Source organism: Streptomyces sp. NPDC051109 (genome assembly GCF_044455885.1).
GTDB lineage: Bacteria > Actinomycetota > Actinomycetes > Streptomycetales > Streptomycetaceae > Streptomyces.
The window spans coordinates 185,085-206,265 of the sequence record NZ_JBITFF010000007.1 but is presented as its reverse complement, the minus strand read 5'-3'; the positions used below and the strand labels follow the sequence as shown (position 1 = coordinate 206,265).

Annotated in this window: 20 protein-coding genes; 13 read left to right on the top strand and 7 right to left on the bottom strand. The window is 73.8% G+C overall.

What is annotated here, in order from left to right:
- Positions 1–19 precede the first annotated feature (19 nt).
- Positions 20–1,198, bottom strand: coding sequence for an AI-2E family transporter (locus ACIBAD_RS15990; RefSeq protein WP_398907169.1), 1,179 nt, complete (start codon positions 1,196–1,198; stop codon positions 20–22).
- Positions 1,199–1,454: 256 nt separating this feature from the next.
- Between ACIBAD_RS15990 and ACIBAD_RS15985 the strand changes: the two genes are divergently transcribed.
- A complete protein-coding gene (locus tag ACIBAD_RS15985; protein ID WP_398907167.1) occupies positions 1,455–2,555 on the top strand; it encodes a glutamate--cysteine ligase in 1,101 nt (366 codons plus the stop codon).
- 134 nt (positions 2,556–2,689) lie between these two features.
- A complete protein-coding gene (locus ACIBAD_RS15980; protein ID WP_134074259.1) occupies positions 2,690–3,439 on the top strand; it encodes a VOC family protein in 750 nt (249 codons plus the stop codon).
- Here ACIBAD_RS15980 and ACIBAD_RS15975 read toward each other — a convergent pair whose 3' ends face one another.
- Together ACIBAD_RS15975 and ACIBAD_RS15970 are read right to left on the bottom strand one after the other, a co-directional pair.
- The gene (locus ACIBAD_RS15975; RefSeq protein WP_398907165.1) at positions 3,440–4,360 is read right to left on the bottom strand and encodes a cobalamin-binding protein; all 921 of its coding nucleotides are present in this window, start codon (positions 4,358–4,360) and stop codon (positions 3,440–3,442) included.
- 39 nt (positions 4,361–4,399) lie between these two features.
- Positions 4,400–5,131, bottom strand: coding sequence for an SDR family oxidoreductase (locus ACIBAD_RS15970; RefSeq protein WP_134069309.1), 732 nt, complete (start codon positions 5,129–5,131; stop codon positions 4,400–4,402).
- Positions 5,132–5,249: 118 nt separating this feature from the next.
- Between ACIBAD_RS15970 and ACIBAD_RS15965 the strand changes: the two genes are divergently transcribed.
- The gene (locus ACIBAD_RS15965) at positions 5,250–6,197 is read left to right on the top strand and encodes a tellurite resistance/C4-dicarboxylate transporter family protein (protein ID WP_398907163.1); all 948 of its coding nucleotides are present in this window, start codon (positions 5,250–5,252) and stop codon (positions 6,195–6,197) included.
- On the opposite strand, the gene ACIBAD_RS15960 is transcribed toward ACIBAD_RS15965, so the two are convergent.
- Entirely contained in the window at positions 6,194–6,907 is a 714-nt protein-coding gene (locus tag ACIBAD_RS15960) for a YoaK family protein (RefSeq protein WP_398907161.1), read from the bottom strand. The genes ACIBAD_RS15965 and ACIBAD_RS15960 overlap by 4 nt on opposite strands.
- A 208-nt stretch (positions 6,908–7,115) precedes the next feature.
- Between ACIBAD_RS15960 and ACIBAD_RS15955 the strand changes: the two genes are divergently transcribed.
- Genes ACIBAD_RS15955 through ACIBAD_RS15935 form a run of 5 tightly spaced genes read left to right on the top strand, consistent with a single transcriptional unit; the run spans position 7,116 to position 10,413 of the window.
- A complete protein-coding gene (locus ACIBAD_RS15955) occupies positions 7,116–7,550 on the top strand; it encodes a VOC family protein (protein ID WP_398907159.1) in 435 nt (144 codons plus the stop codon).
- 25 nt (positions 7,551–7,575) lie between these two features.
- Positions 7,576–7,821, top strand: a complete 246-nt coding sequence (locus tag ACIBAD_RS15950; RefSeq protein WP_398907157.1) for a hypothetical protein — start codon at positions 7,576–7,578, stop codon at positions 7,819–7,821.
- A gap of 30 nt (positions 7,822–7,851) precedes the next feature.
- Entirely contained in the window at positions 7,852–9,066 is a 1,215-nt protein-coding gene (locus ACIBAD_RS15945) for an RNA ligase (RefSeq protein WP_134069301.1), read from the top strand.
- 3 nt (positions 9,067–9,069) lie between these two features.
- Complete coding sequence (locus ACIBAD_RS15940; protein ID WP_398907155.1) at positions 9,070–10,002, top strand: AAA family ATPase; 933 nt, start codon at positions 9,070–9,072, stop codon at positions 10,000–10,002.
- Between the two features lie 30 nt (positions 10,003–10,032).
- Complete coding sequence (locus ACIBAD_RS15935) at positions 10,033–10,413, top strand: NTP pyrophosphohydrolase (RefSeq protein WP_134069299.1); 381 nt, start codon at positions 10,033–10,035, stop codon at positions 10,411–10,413.
- Positions 10,414–10,437: 24 nt separating this feature from the next.
- On the opposite strand, the gene ACIBAD_RS15930 is transcribed toward ACIBAD_RS15935, so the two are convergent.
- On the bottom strand, positions 10,438–11,151 hold the full coding sequence (locus ACIBAD_RS15930) for a hypothetical protein (RefSeq protein ID WP_398907153.1): 714 nt from the start codon (positions 11,149–11,151) through the stop codon (positions 10,438–10,440).
- 349 nt (positions 11,152–11,500) lie between these two features.
- Between ACIBAD_RS15930 and ACIBAD_RS15925 the strand changes: the two genes are divergently transcribed.
- A complete protein-coding gene (locus tag ACIBAD_RS15925) occupies positions 11,501–11,875 on the top strand; it encodes a YbjQ family protein (protein WP_053689141.1) in 375 nt (124 codons plus the stop codon).
- Between the two features lie 155 nt (positions 11,876–12,030).
- Positions 12,031–15,501: an endo-alpha-N-acetylgalactosaminidase family protein gene (locus tag ACIBAD_RS15920; protein WP_398907150.1), complete on the top strand. Its 3,471-nt coding sequence runs from the start codon at positions 12,031–12,033 to the stop codon at positions 15,499–15,501.
- Here the strand turns inward: ACIBAD_RS15920 and ACIBAD_RS15915 are convergent.
- Together ACIBAD_RS15915 and ACIBAD_RS15910 are read right to left on the bottom strand one after the other, a co-directional pair.
- A complete protein-coding gene (locus tag ACIBAD_RS15915) occupies positions 15,483–16,352 on the bottom strand; it encodes a helix-turn-helix domain-containing protein (protein WP_398907148.1) in 870 nt (289 codons plus the stop codon). The two genes, ACIBAD_RS15920 and ACIBAD_RS15915, sit on opposite strands and share 19 nt — an antisense overlap.
- A gap of 32 nt (positions 16,353–16,384) precedes the next feature.
- Positions 16,385–17,320, bottom strand: coding sequence for an EamA family transporter (locus ACIBAD_RS15910; protein ID WP_134069295.1), 936 nt, complete (start codon positions 17,318–17,320; stop codon positions 16,385–16,387).
- A gap of 29 nt (positions 17,321–17,349) precedes the next feature.
- Between ACIBAD_RS15910 and ACIBAD_RS15905 the strand changes: the two genes are divergently transcribed.
- From ACIBAD_RS15905 to ACIBAD_RS15895, 3 genes are all read left to right on the top strand, one after another.
- Positions 17,350–18,936, top strand: coding sequence for a PLP-dependent aminotransferase family protein (locus ACIBAD_RS15905; protein ID WP_398907145.1), 1,587 nt, complete (start codon positions 17,350–17,352; stop codon positions 18,934–18,936).
- An 81-nt stretch (positions 18,937–19,017) separates the two neighbouring features.
- Positions 19,018–20,604 (top strand): glycosyltransferase, encoded by a 1,587-nt coding sequence (locus ACIBAD_RS15900; protein WP_166682006.1) that lies wholly within the window; start codon positions 19,018–19,020, stop codon positions 20,602–20,604.
- 134 nt (positions 20,605–20,738) lie between these two features.
- On the top strand, positions 20,739–21,170 hold the full coding sequence (locus ACIBAD_RS15895) for an LAETG motif-containing sortase-dependent surface protein (protein WP_398907142.1): 432 nt from the start codon (positions 20,739–20,741) through the stop codon (positions 21,168–21,170).
- The last annotated feature ends 11 nt before the right edge of the window (positions 21,171–21,181 follow it).

Below are 21,181 nucleotides of genomic sequence, written 5' to 3'. Positions count from 1 at the left end.
CCATGTGGGGAAGCGCAGCTCAGAGCCCTGCTTCCGGGGACCGCAGCGACTGGCGGACCGCCCAGACGACCGAGACCAGCGGGACCGCGACCACCGCGCCCAGCACGCCCGCGGCAATGGCCCCCGCGACCACGGACAGGGCCACGACCACGGGGTGCAACTGCACCGCCCAGCTCATCAGCATCGGGTGCAGCACATGCCCCTCGATCTGCCCGATGATCACGATCAGGGCGACGACGAGCGCGGCGATCAGCGGTCCCTTGGCCGCCAGCGCGACCACCACGGCCACCGCGAGCGCCACCGGGGAGCCGATCAGCGGGATGAACGCGGCGAAGAACTCCAGCAGCGCGAGCGGCACCGCCAGCGGGACGCCCAGCGCGTAGAGCGCCACCCCGACCAGGACGGCGTTGGTCGCCGCCACCAGCACGATCCCGTGGGTGTACCCGGTGAACGTCCGCCACGCGGCCCGGCCCGCGACCGAGATGCGCTGCTGCGCCCCCATCGGGAACTGGGAGCACACCCAGCGCCACTGCCGGTCACCCGAGTAGATGAAGAAGACCGAGCAGAACACCGAGAGCGCCACCACGGTCAAGGCCTCCACGAGCCGACCGGCACCGCTCACGGCCGTGCTGAGCAGGCTCGCCCGGTGGCTGGAGAGGTAGTCGCCGATCCGGTCCCGCAGATCGCCCAGTGCGTGCGGGCTGAGCCGCAGGGGAGGCCGCTCCAGCAAGGGCTCCAGCCGGTCCAGCCCCTCCCGGAACTCCGTCACCAGCGAGTTCCACTCCGCGGCGATCGTCTCGCCCACGAAGGCGAGCGCGCCCAGCGCGACCACGAAGCTGCCCAGGAGCGAGCAGGCCACGGCGAGGGAGCGGGGCATCCACCGGTCCAGCAGATCGGCCACCGGGCGCAGCAGCGCGGTCGCGACGAGGCCGAGGAAGACGGCCACACCGAGCTCGTGGAACCGCCCCAGCACCATGAACACCGTGTACACGACCGCGCCGACCACCAGCAGCCGCCAGCAGTAGGCCGCAGCCGTCCGCAGCAGGGGCGACACCGACGCGTACGGTCTGTCGACCGGCTTCCCGCCCGGGCGGCGGCCCAGGGCCCGGGCGCGCCGGACGGCCACCCGGGTGCGCGGTGCCCCCGTACGCCTCCCGACCGGGCGGGAAGCCGGCCGGCCCGCGGATCGCCTGGTCATGTACCGCCTCTGCCGATGGCCGATGGGTGCGTTTCCCTGTGGACTGCCACGCTGGAATCGGCGGCCCACGCACCCGGAGCCAGATTCGCCCGAAGGAACCGCCGAATGCCCGCGCCCCGAGCGGGGGGGCGCCCCTGCATGGGGCGGCCCCCGGCCGGGCAGACGCAGGGCCAGCGGGACCGGACCGCGACGGGCGGCCGCCGCGGGTGCCGTGGGCGCCGGGAATTCAGAACTCAAGGCAGGAGTCCGACGCGACATGATCACGGTCGGGGTTGAGGAGGAGTACGTCCTGCTGGATCCGGTCACCCATCTGCCCGTGTCCCGGGCGGAGGAGGTCCGGACGGCGGCCGGCCTCGGGCCGTTCGTGGACGCCCGCGAGGTGCACAACGAGCTGCTCCAGGCCCAGATCGAGGTCGCCACACCCGTCTGCACGGACCTGGACGAGGTCGCCGGCCACCTGCTGCGGCTGCGGCACGCCGTCGGGTCCGCCGCCGAGGAGTACGGCTGCCTCCTCGCCACCTCCGCCGCGGCCCCGCTGCGGGACGCGGTACCGGTCCCGGTCACCCGCAAGCCCCGGTACCTCAGGATGCAGGGCGAGGCCCGCCGCCTCGTCGACGAGCAACTGATCAACGGCATGCACGTGCACGTCGGGGTGCCCGACCGGGAGACGGGCGTGGCGGTCCTCAACCGGCTGCGGGTCTGGCTGCCGACCCTGCTGGCCATGTCGGCGAACTCGCCGCTGTGGGACGGGCGCGACACGGGCTTCGCCAGCTGGCGCACGATCGTCTTCGGCCGCTGGCCGGTCAGCGGGCCGCCGCCGTGCTTCCGTACGCTCGCCGACTACGAGGAGCGCGTCGAGGCGCTCCTGGACGCGGGGCTGATCGCCGACCGGGGCCAGCTCTACTGGCAGGCCAGGCTGTCCGAGCGCTACCCCACGGTGGAGGTGCGCTGCCTCGACGTACAGCTGGACGCCACCGACGCGGTGCTGCTCACCGGGATCGTCCGCGCGCTGGTCAGCACCGCCATCGCCGAGGAGAAGGCGGGGGCCGCGCCCGTCACGTGCGCGCCCGAGCTGCTCCAGGCGGCCGTGTGGCACGCGGCCCGGCACGGCCTCGACGGCGCCCTGATGGACCCGCAGGGCCGTCGCCGCAGCGCCGGAGACGTGCTGTCCCTGCTGATGGGGTACATCACGCCCGCCCTGGAGGAGTCCGGGGACGAGCGCGAGGTCGGCTCCCTGCTGCACCGGCTCCTCCGGGAGGGCACGCCCGCGGACCGGCAGCGCCGGGCCCTCGCGGACGGGGGCATGGCGGCCCTCGCCGACCTGATCACCGGGCAGGGCGCCGGGAGCGGCCGCTGAGCCGGCCGCGGCGGTACCCGGCCGAGGTGCGGGGCGGCGGCCCCGACGGGACGATGGGCTGGACGAGGGACGGAGCGTGTGTGGTGGAGATTTCTACGAGGGAGGTCTTCGGCGCGCCGTGCTGGGTCAGCCTGATGGCCCGCGACCTCCAGGGAACCCAGCAGTTCTACGGCGAGGTCCTGGGCTGGAAGTTCCGGCCCGCCCGGCTGGGCGAGGGCTGGACCGTCGCCGTGCTGGACGGGGTGCCGGTGGCCGGCGTCGGCACGCTGACCTCCGACCTGCCGGTCGCCGCGGCGTGGACCCCGTACTTCGCCGTCGAGGACGCCGACGAAGTCGCGGACCGGGTCCGCGAGCGCAGCGGCACCGTCGCCGTCGGCCCGGTCTCCTTCCCCTCCGGCGGCCGCGGCGCGCTGGTCGCCGACCGGGACGGCGCCGTCTTCGGGATCTGGGCCGGCGGGGTGTCCGCCGACTGGCGGGTGGGCCGCGGCCCGGCACCGGCCTGGCTGGAACTGCGGACCAGGGACGCCTTCGAGGCGGCGATCTTCTACGGCGAGGTGCTGGAATGGGCCACCGGCCGTCCCGGCTGCTGCGAGGTCTCGTACGAGGACGACCAGGTCGTCCTGCGGCAGGCGGGCGATCCCGTCGCCCGCCTGAACGGCGGGATCACCGAGGCCGCGACGCACGCACCGGAGACCAGACCCCGCTGGCACGTCTACTTCCGGGTCCCGGACCTCGACGAGGCCATCGAGGCGGCCACCTCCGCCGGCGGGACCACGCTGTCGACCGTCATGTCGAGCCCCACCGACCGCTGGGTCAACCTCCGCGATCCCGAGGGCGCGATGTTCACGCTCACCACCGCCCGTCCGGATCCCGGAGCTCCCTGATCACACCCCGGCGAGCCGGAACGCCTCAGCCGACGTCACCGGATCGCCCACCGCGACCCCGTGCAGGACGTGCGCCAGGACCTCCGCCCCGCGCACGACCCGGGGCCCCGGCCGGTTGAAGTACGCCGGCCCGTCGAGCACCCACACCTCTCCGGCCCGTACCGCGGGCAGCTCCGCCCAGCCCGGCAGCGAGGTGAGCAGCTCCCGCTCCCGTACGGTGCGCTCCGGGCTGAACCCGCAGGGCAGCAGGAGCAGCACTTCCGGACGGGCGGCCCGGACCGCCTCCCAGTCCATGGGCCGGGTGTGCTCGCCCGGCGCGGCGATCAGCGCCTCGCCGCCCGCCGCCGCGATCTGCTCCGGCACCCAGTGCCCGGCCGGCCACAGCGGATCGAGCCACTCGACGGCCACCACCCGCGGCCGCGGCCGGCCCGCCGTCCTGGCCCGTACGGCCTCCAGCCGGGCCGAGAGCTCGGCCCGGCGCCGTGTAGCGGCCTCCGGCACGCCCAGCAGCTCGCCCACGGTGACCAGGCAGTCCAGTACGTCGCCCAGGGTGCGCGGTTCGAGGCTGAGCACCCGCGGCCCGCCGTCCAGCACGCGCACCGCCCGGCTCGCCCCCGCGTACGAGACGGCGCAGACGTCGCACAGGTCCTGGGTCAGGACCACGTCGGGTGCGAGGGCGCCGAGGGCCCCGGTGTCGAGCGTGTAGAGGGAGGAGCCGGTGTGCGCGGCGCCGCCGACCGCCTCGGAGATCTCCCGGCTGCCCAGCGCGTCCGAGGAGAACTCGGCGGCGGTCACCACCGGCACCCCGGCGACGGCTCCGGGCGGCCAGTCGCACTCGTGCGTACGGCCCACCAGATCGGCGGCCAGCCCGAGCTCGGCCACGATGTCGGTGGCGGCGGGAAGCAGGGAGACGATGCGCATGCCCCGAGCCTAAGGGGGTGTCTCGTCGATCGGGCCGGGTCAGACCTGGGCGGCTCCGCCGTCCACGAACAGTTCGATGCCCGTGATGTAGCTGCTCTCCTCCGAGGCGAGGAACAGCGCCGCCGCGGCCACTTCCTCCGGACGGCCCGTCCGGCCGAGCGGCACCCCGGACGTGACCTCCTCCAGGATCGCGGCGGGCGCCCGCGACAGCGCGGGGGTGTCGATCGGGCCGGGGCTGAGCGCGTTCACCCGGATCCCGCGCCCCGCCAGCTCCAGCGCCATGCTGCGCGCCATCGACCGTACGGCCGCCTTCGTGGCGCCGTAGACGCCGAAGCGGGTGGACCCCGACGAGCCGGCGGTCGAGCCGACCAGGATGACCGAACCGCGCTCCCCGAACAGCGGCAGCGCCCGCTGCACGGTGAAGAACGTCGCACGGAAATTCAGGTCCGAGACGATGTCGAACTGCTCCTCGGTGAACTCGGCGACGCCGCCCGCCTTCCCGCCGCCCGCGTTGGTCACCAGGACGTCGATCGCCCTTCCTTCGGCGGCGACCGCCGCGTACAGCCGCTCCAGGTCGGCCGAGCGGGTGACGTCGCCCGGCACCCCGACCGCACCGCCGCCCAATTCCTCCACCGCAGCGCAGAGTTCGGCCTCCCGGCGTCCGGTGACGAACACCCGGGCGCCCTCCCGTACGAACCGGTGCGCCGTCGCCAGTCCGATGCCTGCGGACCCGCCGGTGATCACCGCGACCTTGCCGTCGAGCTGTCCCATGAGCGCAGAGGGTCGGGCAGCGCCCCGGGGAAGTCAAGGCAAGCGCGCGGTACACACGGTGTGGGCCGGGTGGCCCATCGCGCTCGCGGGCCGCGGCCCGGCGGTGTCCGCTGGCAGGGTGAAGCAGGTGCTCTCCCTGCCCGGCCGCCGGTGGTGGACGGGACTCCCCCCGGCCGCGGGCGCCGCCGTCATGGCCGCCGGCATCCTCTCCGTCGGCCTGCACCTGATCGGCTTCGAGGCGCTGTCCCTCGCCGCGCTCATCCTCTCCGCCGGACTGTGGCTCGTACTCGCCGCCGACTTCACGGCCCGGCTCGTGGGCGACCGGGGGCGCTTCCGGGCCGAGGCCGACACCCCGGCCGCCCTGACGGCCGTCGCCGCGACGACCGTACTCGGCACCCGGGTCTCCCTGCTGGGATGGCAGGGGCTCGCCGCCGTGCTGCTGGTACTGGCGGCCGTGCTCTGGCCCGTACTGCTGATCTCCGCCGTACGGCACTGGAAACGGCGGATGCCCGGCACCGCGTTCCTCGTCTGCGTGGCCACCCAGGGGCTCGCCGTCCTGGCGGCGACCCTGGCCGCCCCCCTCCACCGCGACTGGCTCGCCCGGGCGGCGCTGGCCGCCTTCTGCCTCGGCCTGCCGCTGTACGCGGTCGCCCTCGTACGCTTCGACTTCCGCGAGGTGCTGCGGGGCGCGGGCGACCACTGGGTGGCCGGCGGCGCGCTCGCCATCTCGGCGCTGGCGGGGTCGAAGCTCACGGCGTCACCCGTGTGGACCGGTTCGGCGCACACGGCGCTGCGCACCCTCACGCTGGTGACGCTCGCCCTGTCCCTCGGCTGGTACGTGTTCCTGCTGACGGCCGAGCTGCGCCGGTGGCGGCCCCGCTACGACATCCGGCGCTGGGCGACGGTCTTCCCCCTCGGGATGACGGCCACCGCCTGCCTGTCGGCGGCCGACCCCACGGGGGTCGCCCCGCTGCGCCCGCTGGGCGAGGTGCTGCTCTGGATCGCGGTCGGCGCCTGGCTGCTGACCTTCGCCGCCTTCGTCGCCACCCGCCGGGGCACTCCCTAAGCCCCGTGGTGTTCGGCCGCCCTCACGGCGCCCGCCAGGGAGACCCCCAGGAGCAGGGCCACCGCCAGCGCCAGGGCCCAGCGCGATCCGTGGTGGATCGTCAGCAGCCCGCCCGCCAGGGCCCCGCAGCACAGGACCACCACCGAGACCACTCTGCGTACGGCGGCCCGGTCCCACGGGTCGGCGGCCAGGCCCGTCAGCGTCCGGGTGACCACGGTGGTGGTCAGATCGGGCACGCCCAGCCGGAGCACGACGGCGTTCTGCAGGCCCATGCCGAGCGCGAGCAGCCCCACGACCGGCAGTGCCCCCGCCCCGCCCGCCGACAGGGCCAGAGCCGCGGCCACCAGTACGGCCTGCACGGCCACCAGCGGTGCGAACGTCCGGGCGGGCTCCCGGCCGCCGCGCAGCCGCCCGGCGGCCGTGGCGCCGGCCAGGAAGGCGCCGAGCGCCAGCAGGGAGGCCGCGGCCGACAGTTGGCGGTCCCCGGCGAGCGCGAACCCGAGGAAGGCCACATTGCCGGTCATGTTGGCGACGAAGGTGTGGTCGAGCCCGAGGTAGCTCACCGCGTCGACCACCCCGCTCACGAAGGTCAGCGCGACCAGCAGCGCCGGCAGCACCCCGTGCGGCCCGCTCCTGCCTTCCGGTCCCGGCGGGAAGAGCAGCGCGGCCAGCGGCCGCAGGATCCCCCGCCGGGCGGCGCCGGCCGTCACCGCGCCGGACCCGCCGCCCCGGCCCCCTGCCCGTCGCCGGCGAAGGGCGCCCGCTCCACACGGCCCGATTCCATGCGCCAACCCCGTTCCGAAAAGGGACTTCTGGTGAGAAACCGTACCCGCCGAACGGGCGGCATCGAATGAACGACCCGGAGTCCCCGTACGCCTTCCGGGGCCGTCGTCAGTGGTCCTCAGTAGGGTCCCCCTCATGGCATACACATTCCAGGTGACGATCGACTCCGCCGACCCGCACCCCCTCGCCGACTGGTGGGCCGACGCCCTCGGCTGGGAAGTGGAGCCCACCGACGAGGAGTTCATCCGCAAGATGGTCGCCGAGGGCCGGGCCTCCGAGGAGGACACCACCACTCACCGAGGAGCCCTCGTCTGGAAGGTCGGCGCGGCCATCCGCCACCCCGAGGGGATCGAGCGCGCACCCCGCGTCCTCTTCCAGCTCGTCCCCGAGCCGAAGACGGTCAAGAACCGCGTCCACCTCGACGTTCGCACCGGTTCCGACAACCCGCAGGAGGTCGTCGAGCGCCTGATCGCCAAGGGCGCCCGGCACCTGCACGACAGCAGCCAGGGCCCCTACACCTGGACCACTCTCGCCGATCCGGAGGGCAATGAGCTCTGCGTCTCGCACTGACGCCCGCAGGCTGCCCGTCCGCGGCATGCCCTCCAAGACCCTCCTCTACCGGGTCGGCTACCTGGTCACCGCACCGCTCTTCCCGCTGCTGCGCCGCTTCGCGCCGAACCTCGTCACCACCACCGAGGCCCTGGGCCCTGCGATGATCGCCGTCGCGAGGACCGGCGCGGTGTCCGTACCCGGATCCTGCGGCCCCAGGACATCAACCGGCTGGGCCGGAGCCCCTCGGACCAGCGATAATTCGCTATCGGGCCACCCCTCCCGCACGTGAGAATGAACCATCTCGAACCGGGAGGAACCCATGGGCCAGAAGCAGGCCTACCCGACCCTGCACGATCTGCTGCCGCAGCAGGAGCTGGCGGCCGCCATCGACGCCGGACTCGTGACCCGCAAGGCGCACCCCGAACTGCCGCTGTCCATCTACACGTACACGCGGACGGCACAGTACGAGGGCGTCTGGAACCGGATCACCATGCGCTGCCGCGGACTCGTCGCCGACGACGCCACCGGCGCCGTCGTCGCGCTGCCGCTGCCGAAGTTCTTCAACGTCGGCGAGCACGAGTCCGGCCGGCCGTACGCCCCGGCCCTGCCCGACGAGCCGTTCGAGGTGTACGACAAGGTCGACGGCAGCCTCGGGGTGGTCTTCCACTACGCGGGCCGTTGGCGCGTCGCGTCCAAGGGATCCTTCATCAGCACCCAGGCCACCTGGGGCCAGCGCCACCTCGACGGCCGCGACACCTCTGCCCTCGTCCCCGGCGTGACCTACCTCGCGGAGATCCTGTACCCGCAGAACCGTATCGTCGTCGACTACGGTGACCGCCGGGACCTGGTGCTCCTGGCCGCGTTCGGCCTGGACGGCACCGAGGTCCCGCTCGCCGAGGCCGCGGGCCACTGGCAGGGGATCGGATCCGTCGTCACGGTGTGGCCCGCCATGCCGCTCGCCGAACTCCTGGCGCTGGCCGAGTCGAACACGCTGCCCGGCGGTGAGAACGCCGCGGGCACCGACGCCGAGGGCTTCGTGCTGCGCTTCGCCTCAGGCGTGCGCGCGAAGGCCAAGCTGTCCGAATACGTACGCCTCCACAAGCTCGTCACCGGAGTCACCGAGCGGGACATCTGGCGCACCCACGGCATCGAGCGCTTCGCCGGACTGCCCGCCAAGGAGCTGGCGCAGGGCCTGAACTGCACCCCCGCCGACATCGAGGCCTCGGGCGGCAAGCCGCTCGAAGCGCTGTTGCAGCAGGTGCCGGACGAGTTCGACACCTGGGTGCGCGAGGTGGTCGCCCGCTTGGAGGACGCGGCGGCGCGGCGCGAGCGCGCCATCGACGAGGCGTACGCGCAGCTCGCCCATCTGGCGGGCGACCGGGGCGCGTTCGCGCGCGCCGCCAAGGCGCTGCCCGACCGCTGGATCCGCGCCGCGATGTTCCTGCGGCTGGACGGCCGGTCCACGGAGCTCGTCGTATGGCGGCACGTGCGGCCCGAGGCGTCCGACCCCTTCACGACCGATGAGGAGAACTGACCAGTGTCCGAAGACCCCGCACGCCCCGTCGTCCACGTCATGACGGGGCTGCCGGCCTCGGGGAAGACGACGGCCGCGCGCGCCCTGCAGGCCGAGGCCGCGGGCCGGATGCGCCGCGTCAACCTGGACGACCTGCGGGCCATGCTCGACCTGCCCGACCCGGAGCGCGGCCGCTCCTACCGGCACGAGCAGACCGTCCTGGCCGTCCAGGACGCGGCCGTGCGCGCGGCCGTCGACGGCGGCTTCGACGTGGTCGTCGACAACACGCACCTGACCTCGAACATCCCCAAGCGGCTCAAGGCGGCGGTCGGCGGGCGCGCGACCTTCGTCGTGCACGACTTCACCGACGTGCCGGTGGAGGAGTGCCTGCGCCGGGACGCCGCGCGGGAGCGGCCGGTCGGCGAGGAGATCATCCGGATATTGAACGACAAGCACATGAGCGCCAAGAGGGGCGGCTGGCGGCTCACCGCGGAGTGGCTCAACGACCAGCCCGTGGTCGAGCCGTACGTGCCCGACCCGGCGCTGCCCTCCGCGGTGATGTGCGACATCGACGGCACGCTCGCGCTCACCGGCGACCGCAGCCCGTACGACTTCTCGCGGTGCGAGATCGACGCGCTCAACGAGCCGGTGCGGTACGCGCTGGACGCCTTCCGGCGTGCCGACGGCGACACCATCGTGCTGCTGTCCGGGCGCGGCGAGGAGCACCGGCCGCAGACGGAGGCGTGGCTGCGCCGGCACGAGGTGCCGTACGACGAGCTGTGGATGCGGCCGCTCGGCGACACGCGCCGCGACGACGTGGTGAAGGCCGAGCTGTTCGACGCGCATGTGCGCCACCGGTACGCGGTGCGGGTGTCGCTGGACGACCGGGACCGGGTGGTCGCGGTCTGGCGCCGGATGGGCCTGCCGACCTGGCAGGTCAACTACGGCGACTTCTAGGAGTACGGCGGATCTCCCCATACTGGGGCCATGAGCGTGTTGATCGTGGACGCCGCGAACGTGGTCGGCTCCGTACCGGACGGCTGGTGGCGGGACCGGCGGGCCGCGGCCGAGCGGCTGCGCGACCGCCTCGCGGAGCGGGATGCGGCCGCGGGCGGGGAGATCGAGGGGATCGGAGCGGTCGAGGAGATCGTCCTCGTCGTCGAGGGCGCGGCCCGGGGCGTCGAGTCCGTGCCCGGAGTGCGGGTGGACCCGGCGCCCGGGAGCGGTGACGACCGGATCGTGGAACTGGCCGCCGCCCACGCGGAGCGCGGCTGCGTCGTGGTCACGGCGGACCGGGAACTGCGCGAGCGGGTCCGGGCGTACGGAGCGCGGTGCGTAGGGCCGCGTACCGTACGCCCGGCGGACTGACCGGCCGGTGCGGGGACCGCAGGGTCAGTCGCACCACTCCACGTGGCGGAGGTTCTTCACGTAGCGGGCGGTGACCCAGGCGCCCTTGTGCTCCTTGCGGTCCTTCTGGTCCTTCCGGTCCTCGCGGTCCTCGCGGTCCTCGCGGTCCTTCTGGTCCTTGCGGTCCTTGCGGTCCTCGCGGTCCTCGCGGTCCTTCTGGTCCTTGCGGTCCTCGCGGTCCTCACGGTCCTTCCGGTCCTTCCGGTCCTTGCGGTCCTTCTGGTCCTTGCGGTCCTTCTGGTCCTTGCGGTCCTTCGCCTCCGCCCCGTCCTCCCCGTCTTCCCCGTCCTCGCTGTTCGAGGCGGCGGACTGGTCCCTGGGCTGCCGTCCGTCCGTCTCCCGGTCGTCCTTCTCCTTGACGTGGAGGAGGTACCAGATGTCGTTGCCGTCGATCGACTCACCGCGCACCTTGCACACGATGGCGATCCTGTGGTCCGGCCTCACGTGTCCCACGGACTTCGAGTGGCTGGTCGGCTTGTAGCGGAGCGTCAGCGGTCCGCGCGAGACGACCTTGCCGACGGAGTACTCCTTGCCCTGGTAGGTGCCGGCCTGGTCGCCGTCCGGTTCGAGGACGACCAGCTCCTGCGCCGGGCTGTCGGCCATCGGACCGTCGTCCGCGACGGCGGCGCCCGCCCCGACCCCGCCGAGCACCAGGCTTGTGGCGGTGAGAGCGAGGATGGTCCTGGTGGGCTTCCGCATGTGCAGGCTCCTCTGCGAAGTCATCCGCCCGGCCGCGGTGGGCCGCGGGCCGGGGCGGCAGCCAGTCGGCTGCCACGGTCGACTATGGCGAGGGCGGGTCGAGCGGGCCGGGTGACTCGCCGTCGTTTAACCCGAAATGCGCAATAAGCGGCTTTCGGCGTCAACGGTGGGACGCTCGGGGCATCGCGCGGCCGAATGGGCAGGCTCCGGGTGGCCGGCCGCGCCCAAGCCGTCGTCCCGGCACAGGAATCGGTCTCGAAGCCCGGCTGCCCTGAAGCCGCCCTCCCGGGACGGGCAGAACAGTCCCCTCCGGATGCGCGGGCCCGCGTCCGCCGCCAGAGTGGTTGCCATGGGTATCGAAGATTACAGCGGCGGCCCCGGGGCCCAGCAGACCGGCGTCCTGGTCGTGACGACGAACGACGTTCCCGGGTACCGGGTCGAGCAGGTCATCGGCGAGGTCTTCGGCCTCACCGTCCGCTCCCGCCACCTCGGCAGCCAGATCGGGGCCGGCCTGAAGTCGATGATCGGCGGCGAGCTGAAGGGCCTGACCAAGACCCTGGTGGAGACCCGCAACCAGGCCATGGAACGGCTCATCGAGGCGGCGAAGGCCCGCGGCGGGAACGCGGTCCTGATGATGCGCTTCGACGTGACGGAAGCCGCCGACGTCGGGACCGAGGTGTGTGCGTACGGGACGGCCGTGGTGATCACCCCCGCCGCCTCCTGATCCCCTTCATCCACTTCCGTAAGTCCAGGACAGGGCTCCGCTTTGTCCATGGGCCTGCGGTGGCGCGGTCCGCAAGCTGACAGGTCAGTGAGCGGACCGCGGGGCTCCGTGCCGTGCGGTCTTCCGCCCAGGAAGCACCGACACCCGGAGGCCCGATGCGCACCCCCCTCTGGCCGACCGCAGCCGCGGTCGCCGGTCTCCTCGCCACCCTCCTCGTCTCCGTGCCCGCGGCCTCCGCGGCGGATGCCGCCGGAGCCGCCGCGGCCACCGCCGCGGCACCCGTGACGATCACCTCGCCCGAGCTGTCCGTCAGCGTCGACAGCGGCTTCCCCCGGGTCGTCAGCTACACCCGGCGGGCCACCGGGGACGTGCTGAACGGCAACGAGGACCCCCTTTCCGCGATCCTCGTCAACGGCACCGCGTACACGCCCGCCGTGACGTCGACGCCCTCCGCCTCCGCGGTGGACTACGCGCTGTCCTTCTCCGGCGTGACCATCAGATCCCGGCTCTCGGTGACCGGTTCGGTCGTGGAGTTCAAGGTCACCGCGATCGAGGACACCGCCACCCTGCGCGTACGCAGCCTCGCCATCCCCGACCACACCCTCGTCAGCGTCCGCAGCGACCAGCCCGGCGCCGCGCTGGCCACCGCCAACATGTACACCGCCACCACCGGCACCGGGGACACCTTCACCCCCGTCACCGCGAGCACCCCCGTGGACCCCGCCGCGACGACGGTGATGTACGGGCTGGCCAGCACCGCCAAGCTGGCCGCCGCCATCGACTCCAACTCCCTCTACGACACCCCCTCCGGCGGCACCGCCCGGGAGAACGGCCGGATCAGCAAGCGGGTCGCCGACAAGGGCGCCTACCGGCGCGCCGGACTGTGGAGCGGAGCCTGGCTCTACCGGGCCGCGGGCGCCGCCGACACCGACACCGAGCCGCTCCCGTACGCGCGGATCGCGATCACCGGGGACCGCAACGGCGATGCGACCGTCGACTGGCAGGACGCAGCCGTCGCCTACCGCGACATCTGGACCCCGTCCACCGGCTGGCAGCAGACCGCCGACCGGGTCGTGCAGCGCATCCCCTTCAACTTCGCCTCCCAGGCCACCCACCCCTTCGCCGAGACCCTCGACGAGACCAAGCGCGTCAGCCTCGCCACGGACGGCCTCGGCCAGTTCGTCCTCCTCAAGGGGTACGCCTCCGAGGGCCACGACTCCGCGCACATGGACTACAAGAACATCGGCTCCAAGCTGGGCGGAGCGGCTGATCTGAACGCCCTCACCACCGCCGGACACGCCTACAACGCCGACTTCGGCGTCCACATCAACGCCACCGAGGAGTACCCGGTCTCCGCCACCTTCGACCCGGCCCACCAGAGCGGGGGACTGGGCTGGGACTGGCTCGACCAGTCGTACTACGTGGACACCCGCGAAGACGGCCAGTCCGGCGGGCGGCTGAAGCGGCTCCAGGACCTCAAGGCGGCCGCGCCGGGACTCGACTTCCTGTACGTGGACGTCTGGTACGGGGACGGCTACGTGTCCCGGAAGCTCCAGCGCGAGATCGGCGGCCTCGGCTTCCAGCTCGCCACCGAGTTCCCCAACACCCTGACCGAGCAGTCCCTCTGGCACCACTGGGCTGCCGACGTCAACTACGGCGGCAGCGACCTGAAGGGCGTCAACTCCACCATCGCCCGCTTCATCGGCAACCACGCCAAGGACGACTGGATCGCCGCGAACCCGCTGCTCGGCGGCGCCGAACTCACCGCCTACGAGGGCTGGCAGGGCAAGAAGGACTACACCGCCTTCCTGAACACCACCTTCGCCGTCAACCTGCCGACCAAGTACCTCCAGGAATCCCCGATCGTGAAGTGGACCACCGACACGGTCACCCTCGCGAACGGGACCACCGCCACGACCGCAGGCGGAACCCGGAAGATCACCACCGGCGGGCGCACCGTCCTCAGCGGCGGCAGCTACCTGCTCCCGCGCGACGGGAAGCTCTACCACTGGAACGACAAGGGCGGCTCCACCACCTGGACCCTGCCCGCCGGCTGGTCCGCGCCCAAGCTGTACCAGCTGACCGACACCGGCCGGCAGCTGGTCGGCGACCTCGCCGTCAGCGGCGGCCAGGTCACGATCAACGCCGGCGCGAAGACCGCCTACCTCGTCACCAACGGCGCCGCGCCCGCCCAGGCCGACCCGAAATGGGGCCAGGGCACCCCGGTCAAGGACCCCTCCTTCTACGCGGGCGACCTGAAGGCCTGGACGGTCACCGGGACCGGCGCGGCCGTCACCCGCAACGCCCAGGGCCAGAACGAACTCACCCTGGCCCCCGGTACCGCCCCCGCCGTCTCCCAGCAGCTCACGGGCCTGACCCCCGGCACCTACGCGGCCTCCGTCTGGGTCTCCACCCCGACGGGCCGCGCGACCACCCTCACCGTCACCCCGGCCGGCGGCGGCGCCGCATCCGTGTACGCCGACTCCTCGACACTGACCGACAACCTGGGCGGCAGCGAGAAGAACGGCACCAGGATGCAGCGGATGAAGGTGCTCTTCGACGTACCGGCCGGGCAGTCCACCGCCAACCTGAGGCTCTCCGCCGCGGCCGGCTCCGGCACGGTCCGCCTGGACGACGTACGGGTCGTCCGCTCGGCCCGCACCCCGCTCGCCGGGCACTGGTTCACCGAGGACTTCGAGAACGTGGACGCCGGCTGGGGCCCCTTCGCCTTCGGAGGCGCCGGAGGCTCGGCCACCGATCCGCGCACGCACATCGCCCAGCGCAACGCCCCCTACACCCAGGCGGGTTGGAACGGGAAGCTGGTCGACGACGTGATCTCCGGGCAGAACTCGCTCAAATCGCACGAGGAGCGCCAGGGCCTGGTCTACCGCACCCTCCCGCAGACGCTGCGGCTGGTCCCCGGCCACTCGTACAGGGTGACCTTCGGATACGAGAACGGCTACTCCGGCGACTACCAGTTCATCACCGGCTCCGGCAGCACCGAGACGGCCACCGCGCTGAACCAGGCGCGGACGGCCACCCCGTTCACGAAGACCTTCACCGCGGGGAGCGATGCCTGGATCGGCATCCGCAAGGTCACCGCCGAAGGCTCCCACAACGAGGCCGACTTCGTCCTCGACGACCTCGCCGTGGACGACCTCGGGCTGGTCGGCGGCGGCGAACTACCGGTACCACAGGCGCAGATGAGCGTGAAGGCCGTCGACAGCCAGGAGACCGCCGGCGAGAACGGCAGCGCCGCCAACGTCCTGGACGGCGACGCCGCCACCATCTGGCACACCGAGTGGTACGCTGCCACCGCGCCGATGCCGCACGAGATCACCCTCGACCTGGGCGCCCCGTACGACGTCTCGGCGCTGCACTGCCTGCCCCGGCAGACGCAGAGCAACGGCCGCATCGCCGACTACCAGGTGTTCACCTCAACCGACGGGGTGAACTGGGGGACGGCCGCCGCCACCGGCACCTTCGCGAACACCACCGCCCAGCAGGACGTCACGTTCGCCGCCAGGACCGCCCGGTACGTCAAGCTCAAGGCCACCCGGGAGGTGGGAGGCAACCCCTGGACCTCGGTCGCGGAGCTCAACGTCGGCTATCTGCCCGGAGGCTGAGCGCGGGGCGGCGGCGACTGCCGCGGCACCGACTGCTGTTGGCGGAACCGGACGGGCGCCATGCCCACCCGGCGGCTGAACAGCCTGCTGAAGTAAGCCGGATCCTCGTAACCGACCCGCCGGGCGACCCCCGCGACCGGCAGGTCGGTCCGGGCCAGCAGCTCCTTCGCCCGGCTGAGCCTGATCCCGAGGAGGTACTCCTTGACCCCCTCGCCCGTGCTGCGCCGAACTGCCCCGCGCAGCTCGGGCAGGGGTATCCCGAGCCGGGCCGCGTGCTCGGCCACCGAAATGGGCAGCAGCGCGTCCCGGGCCAGGGCGTCCATCACCGCGTCCCCGTGCCGGGACACCTCGGCTCTGGCGTAGCGCAGCGCCACGAGCAGCCCGTGCACGGCCGCGGCGGCCTCCACCTCCAGCAGCGGGCCGCCGCGCCGGGCCGCCCGCACGATCCCGTCGACCACGTGCCGTACGCCCTCCGTCCCGCTCAGCGGGACCACCGGACGGTCCGGGGTGACGTAGCCGAGGTCGGTGTACGCCTCCACGCCGCGTCCCGCGAAGTCCACGAAGCACTCGTCCCAGCCGGTCTCCGGGTCCGGACCGTAGTGGTGCTCCACGCCCGGCACCAGCCACAGCAGGGCGGGCGCGGTCACCGGCTGCGGCGGGCGCCCGCCGTGGCTGAACCAGCCGCGCCCCCGGGTGACGACCACCGCGACGTGGTGGTCGAGGGCCCGGGGGCCGACCACCGGCAGCACGCCCTGCTGCACCCCGACGCCGAGACAGACCAGGCCGAGTCGCCGGTGGTTGGCGGTGGGGGAGAAGTACCGCATCCAACTGCTGTACGGGAGCTTCGGCATCTGCGGATTGTGATCCACCGGGCCGGGCGCCCTCAAGGGGACGCGGGCGCCCGGCCCTTGCCGGGCCGCGGCCCCTTCCGTACGGGACTCGGGTCGTCGTTTCCGGATCGGCGCGGGGCGCGGAGCCCGGCCGCCAGCCCGGCGACCACCACGACCAGGCCGAGCCAGACCGGCGGGCCCGGCACACCACCGCCGGAGAGCGCCCCGATGGCGGCCGCGGCCAGGGGCGCGACCCCGGTCAGCAGCCCGGCCCGGCCCGCCCCGACGGCGGCCACCGTGCGGTACCAGAGGAGGAAGGCCACCGCGGTCACCATGACGGCCAGGTACCCGGCGGCCGCCCACTGCGCCGCTCCGAGGGCCAGTACGTCGGCGGGGCGTTCGGTCAGCAGCGCCAGCCCCGCCGGCATCACGGCCCCCAGCCACACGGCGTGTACGGAGACCCCCCACGGTCCGTGGCGCGGCAGCACGGGTACGGCGAGCAGGGTGAAGGCGGCCTCGCAGGCCAGCGCGAGCGCGGCCCAGGCCACTCCGGCGGCGTCCGTCCGGCCGGTCCCCTCGACGAGGACGGCCCCGGCGACGACCACGACGGCCGCCGCCAGGATCCGCCTGGTGGGACGGCGGCCCTCCAGCAGCGGGCCGAGCACCCCGAGCAGGACCGGTACGGAGGCGACCGCGACGGCGATGACGGCCGGTTCGGCGTGCGCGACCCCGCGGACGACGGCCACGTTGAACAGCAGGAGCCCGGTGGCCGCGATCCCGGCCAGCCACAGCCACTCCCGGCCGCGCGGACGCAGGATCGGCACCCGGGCGGCCCGTGCGAACGCGATCAGGAGGAGGGCGGCGGCCGCGTACCGGACGGCCTGGGTGGCGAACAGCGGGGCGTGGACCAGGGAGCGCGAGACGGTGACGCTGCTGCCGACCAACACCATGCCGAGGGCGCCGGGGGCGAGGGGAGCGAAGGTGTTCATACGGGCCAGCCTCTGCGAGCATTGGCCCCATGGGGAGTGCCGAACCACGTCGATCCGAGGGGTCCAAACCGTCGGAACCCGCAGGCGGCTCGGACTTCCTCCAGCTGGACCGGGAGGAGGCGCCGCCGGGCGGCCGCACGGAATGGCTGACGGCCCGCATCCGAGCCGCCATCGCCGACGGCACGCTTCCGGTCGGCAGTCGCCTCCCGCCGAGCCGGGTGCTCGCGGCGGAGCTCGGCGTCTCCCGAGGCCTGGTCACCGGGGCCTACCAGCGGCTGGCGGACGCCGGCCAGATCCACGGCAGCGGCCGCTCGGGCACGACGGTGGTCGCCGCCCCCGTACTCCCGCAGCCCCCGGCCGGCCGGAGCGCGCCGGGCGGACCCTTCGCCCCGGCCGGGCCCTTCGCCCCGGCCGAGCCCGTCCGTTCCGGCGGACCGGTGGCGCCGGGCGGACCCGGCGGACCCGGCGGGCCTGGCGGCCCGTTCGGTACGGGGTCCGCCGGGGCGCTCGTCGATGCTCTGCGGGCCGTGCCGTGCCGGATCGACCTCTCGCCGGGCGTGCCCGACCTCACGGCGTTTCCGCGTACCGCGTGGCTGCAGGCCGAGCGGCGGGTGCTCGGCGCGCTCACGGCCGCCGACTTCGGCTACGGCAACCCGCAGGGCGCGCCCGCGCTCCGTACGGCGGTCACCGGCTGGCTCGCCCGCAACCGCGGAATCCGCGCCGACCCCGAGGAGGTCGTCATCGTGGCCGGCGTCGCGCAAGCACTGGCCCTGGTGGCCCACGTCCTGCGCGAGGGCGGCGTACGGAAGGTCGCCGTGGAGGACCCCGGCTCGCTCGGGGCCCGGCAACAGCTGGAGTACGGACGGCTGGAGACGGTACCGGTTCCGGTGGACGAGGGCGGTCTGGACACCGCCGCCCTCCGGGCGAGTGGAGCCCCGGCGGTCCTGCTCACCCCGGCGCACCAGTTCCCCACCGGGGTCGTGCTCGACGGCGAGCGCCGCCGGGAGCTGCTCGGCTGGGCGGCGGGAGGGGGCCTGGTCGTCGAGGACGACTACGACGCCGAGCACCGCTACGACCGCGCCCCCGTCCCCGCGCTGCGCGCTCTGCTGCCCGAGGGCGTCTGCTACGCCGGAAGCGTGTCGAAACTGCTCGCCCCCGCGCTGCGCCTCGGCTGGCTGCTGGTCCCGCCGCGCCTGCGCGACGCGGTGGTGGCCGCGAAGCGCTACGCCGACCTCGGCAATCCTGTCCTCGCCCAGCTGGTGCTGGCCCGGCTGATGGACTCGGGAGAGCTGGAGCGCCACCTGCGCTTCGTCCGGCGCCGCCACCGCCGCCGGAGGGACGCCATGCTCCGGGCGGTCGCCGCGCACGTGCCGGGCGCCCGGGTCCACGGCGCGGCGGCCGGTCTGCACCTGATGGTCACCTTCGACGGCGCGCCCTTCGAGGACACCGCCCTCGCGGCCGAGGCCCTGGCCCTCGGGGTCAAGTCCCACCCGCTGTCCTGGCACCGCATCCGACCGGGCGCACCCGGCCTGGTCCTCGGCTACGCGGCGGGCCCGCCGGGCGAACTGGAAGAGGGCATCGCGCTGCTCGGCCGAGCCCTCGACCGACTCCGCTGAACCGGCCCGGCCCGGCCCGGCCGCCAGGTCCGCGGGACACCCCCTCCGGAGTCCGGGAAGCGGAACTTTATGCTCAGGTGCATGCACCACGCGTCCGCCCCCGACATCACCGTGATCATCGCCGTCTACAACGCGATGCCCTACCTGAACGAGTGCCTCGACTCCGCGCTCGGCCAGAGCCTCGGGGTCGAGCGCCTGGAGGTCATCGCCGTCGACGACGGCTCCACGGACGGCAGCGGCGCCGAGCTGGACCGCTACGCCGCCCGGTATCCGCAGGTCCGCGTGGTGCACCAGCCGAACTCCGGCGGTCCCGGCGCCCCCCGCAACCGGGCCCTCGACCTGGCCCGCGGCCGGTACGTCTTCGTCCTCGACGCCGACGACCACCTCGGCCCCGAGGCGCTGGAGCGGCTCTTGGACATGGCCGAGACCCAGGGCAGCGACGTGGTGCTCGCCAAGCAGGTCGGGCTCGGCCGGACGGTGTCGGACAAGGCCCACCGGCACGCCGAGGAGGCCGACCTCCACACCTCCGAGGTCTACCGCTCGCTGCACTCGGGCAAGCTGATGCGCCGCCAGGTCATCGAGGACGCCCGCCTGCGCTACCCGGAGGACCTCTGGTACGGCGAGGACCAGGTCTTCGTGACGGAGGTGTTCCTGGCCGCCGGGAAGATCTCGGTCGTCGGAGACTACGACTGCTACTTCCTGCGCCGCCGCGACGACGGCCAGAACATCACCTCGCGCCCCCGGACCGCCGGCGAGACCGTGGCCCACATCGAGCGCGTCATGGCCCTGGTGGCAGAGCGGGTCCAGGACCCGGTCGGGCGGCGCCGGATGCTCGGACGGCACTTCCGCAGCCTGCTGCGCACGGCACTGCGACCGGCCGTCGAAGCCCGCCGTGAGAACCCCGGCTTCACCGGCGAGGTGTACGACCGGGCGCGGGCGCTGGTGCAGACGTACTGGCGGCCGGACATGGGCGGCGAGCTGCCGCCCATCGACTGGATCCGGCTGTACGCCTTCGCCTGCGGCCCGCTGCCCGCCTTCGAGCAGCTGATGGAGTACGACCCGGCCCTGGAGCCGGCGCCGCAGGAGATCGTCGACAACGGCCGCGTGTACCGCTGCTACCCGCTGTTCCGCGACCCGGCGGCGGCCCTGCCGGACGTGCTCTTCGACGTGACCGACAGGCTCAAAACGCAGCACCGGCTCGCCTCGCTGACCTGGCAGGGCGGGCGCGTGCGGCTGACCGGCCACGCGTACATCCAGTCGCTCGGGACCGGCCGCATGGAGAGCGAGCTGCTGCTGAGGGCGCGGGAGACGGGCGACGAGCACCTCGTCCCCGTCCTGGCCCGGCCGGCGCCCGAGCTCACCGAGCAGAACCCGGAGCTGATGATGGCCGGCTTCCTGGCGGAGCTCGACCTGGCCAAGCTGGCCGACGGGGATCCGCTACCGCCGGGCACCTGGGACTGCTTCCTGAACGTACGGGCGGACGGGGTCACCCGTACGGTCCGGCTGGGCCGCCGGCACGCCCCGGAGCTCGACCGCACGGCCCGCCGCGCCAAGGTCCTCGCCCGCGACCCGGGCGGAGCCACGGAACTCACGGCCGCCGCCTTCTTCACCTCGTACGGGAACCTGAGTTTCGAGGTGGTCCGCAGGATCCCGCTGCCCTCAGCCTGAGGAAGTTTCTTCCCCCTGGGGAAAATTCCTCGGAATCGGCGGCAACCTCGCGGGGGTTCGCGCGTCGTGCGGGGGTGAAGGGCGGCATTCCGAGCCCTGCACCGACCGTGACCCGACCGTGGAGAACCACTGTGATGAACCTGAAGCGCGTCCCCTCGACCGTCCGCCGGGCGGCCGTCACCGCTGCCGCCGCCGGGGCGGTCCTCGCGCTCGCCGGGCCCGCCTTCGCCGCACGGGGGGCCTCGGCCACCCCGTCGCCCGTCCCCAGCGCGTCGTCGAGCGCGATGCCGAGCGCCTCGCCCACCCCCTCGCGCAGCGTCCCTCCGACCTCGGCGCCGAGCGTCCACCCCTCGCCCTCGCGCAGCGTCCCGCCGACGGCGGCGCCGAGCGTCCAGCCCACGGGGCAGCCGAGCGCGGTGCCCTCCGCGGCCCCTTCGGCGGCCGGCGACGAGCTCGCGAAGACCGGCTCCTCCGCCACCACCGCCGCCATCGGGGGCGGGGCCGCCGCGCTCATCGCCGCCGGCGCCGGCACCCTCTACGCCGTCCGGCGCCGCGCCAACGGCTAGGAACCCGGGAA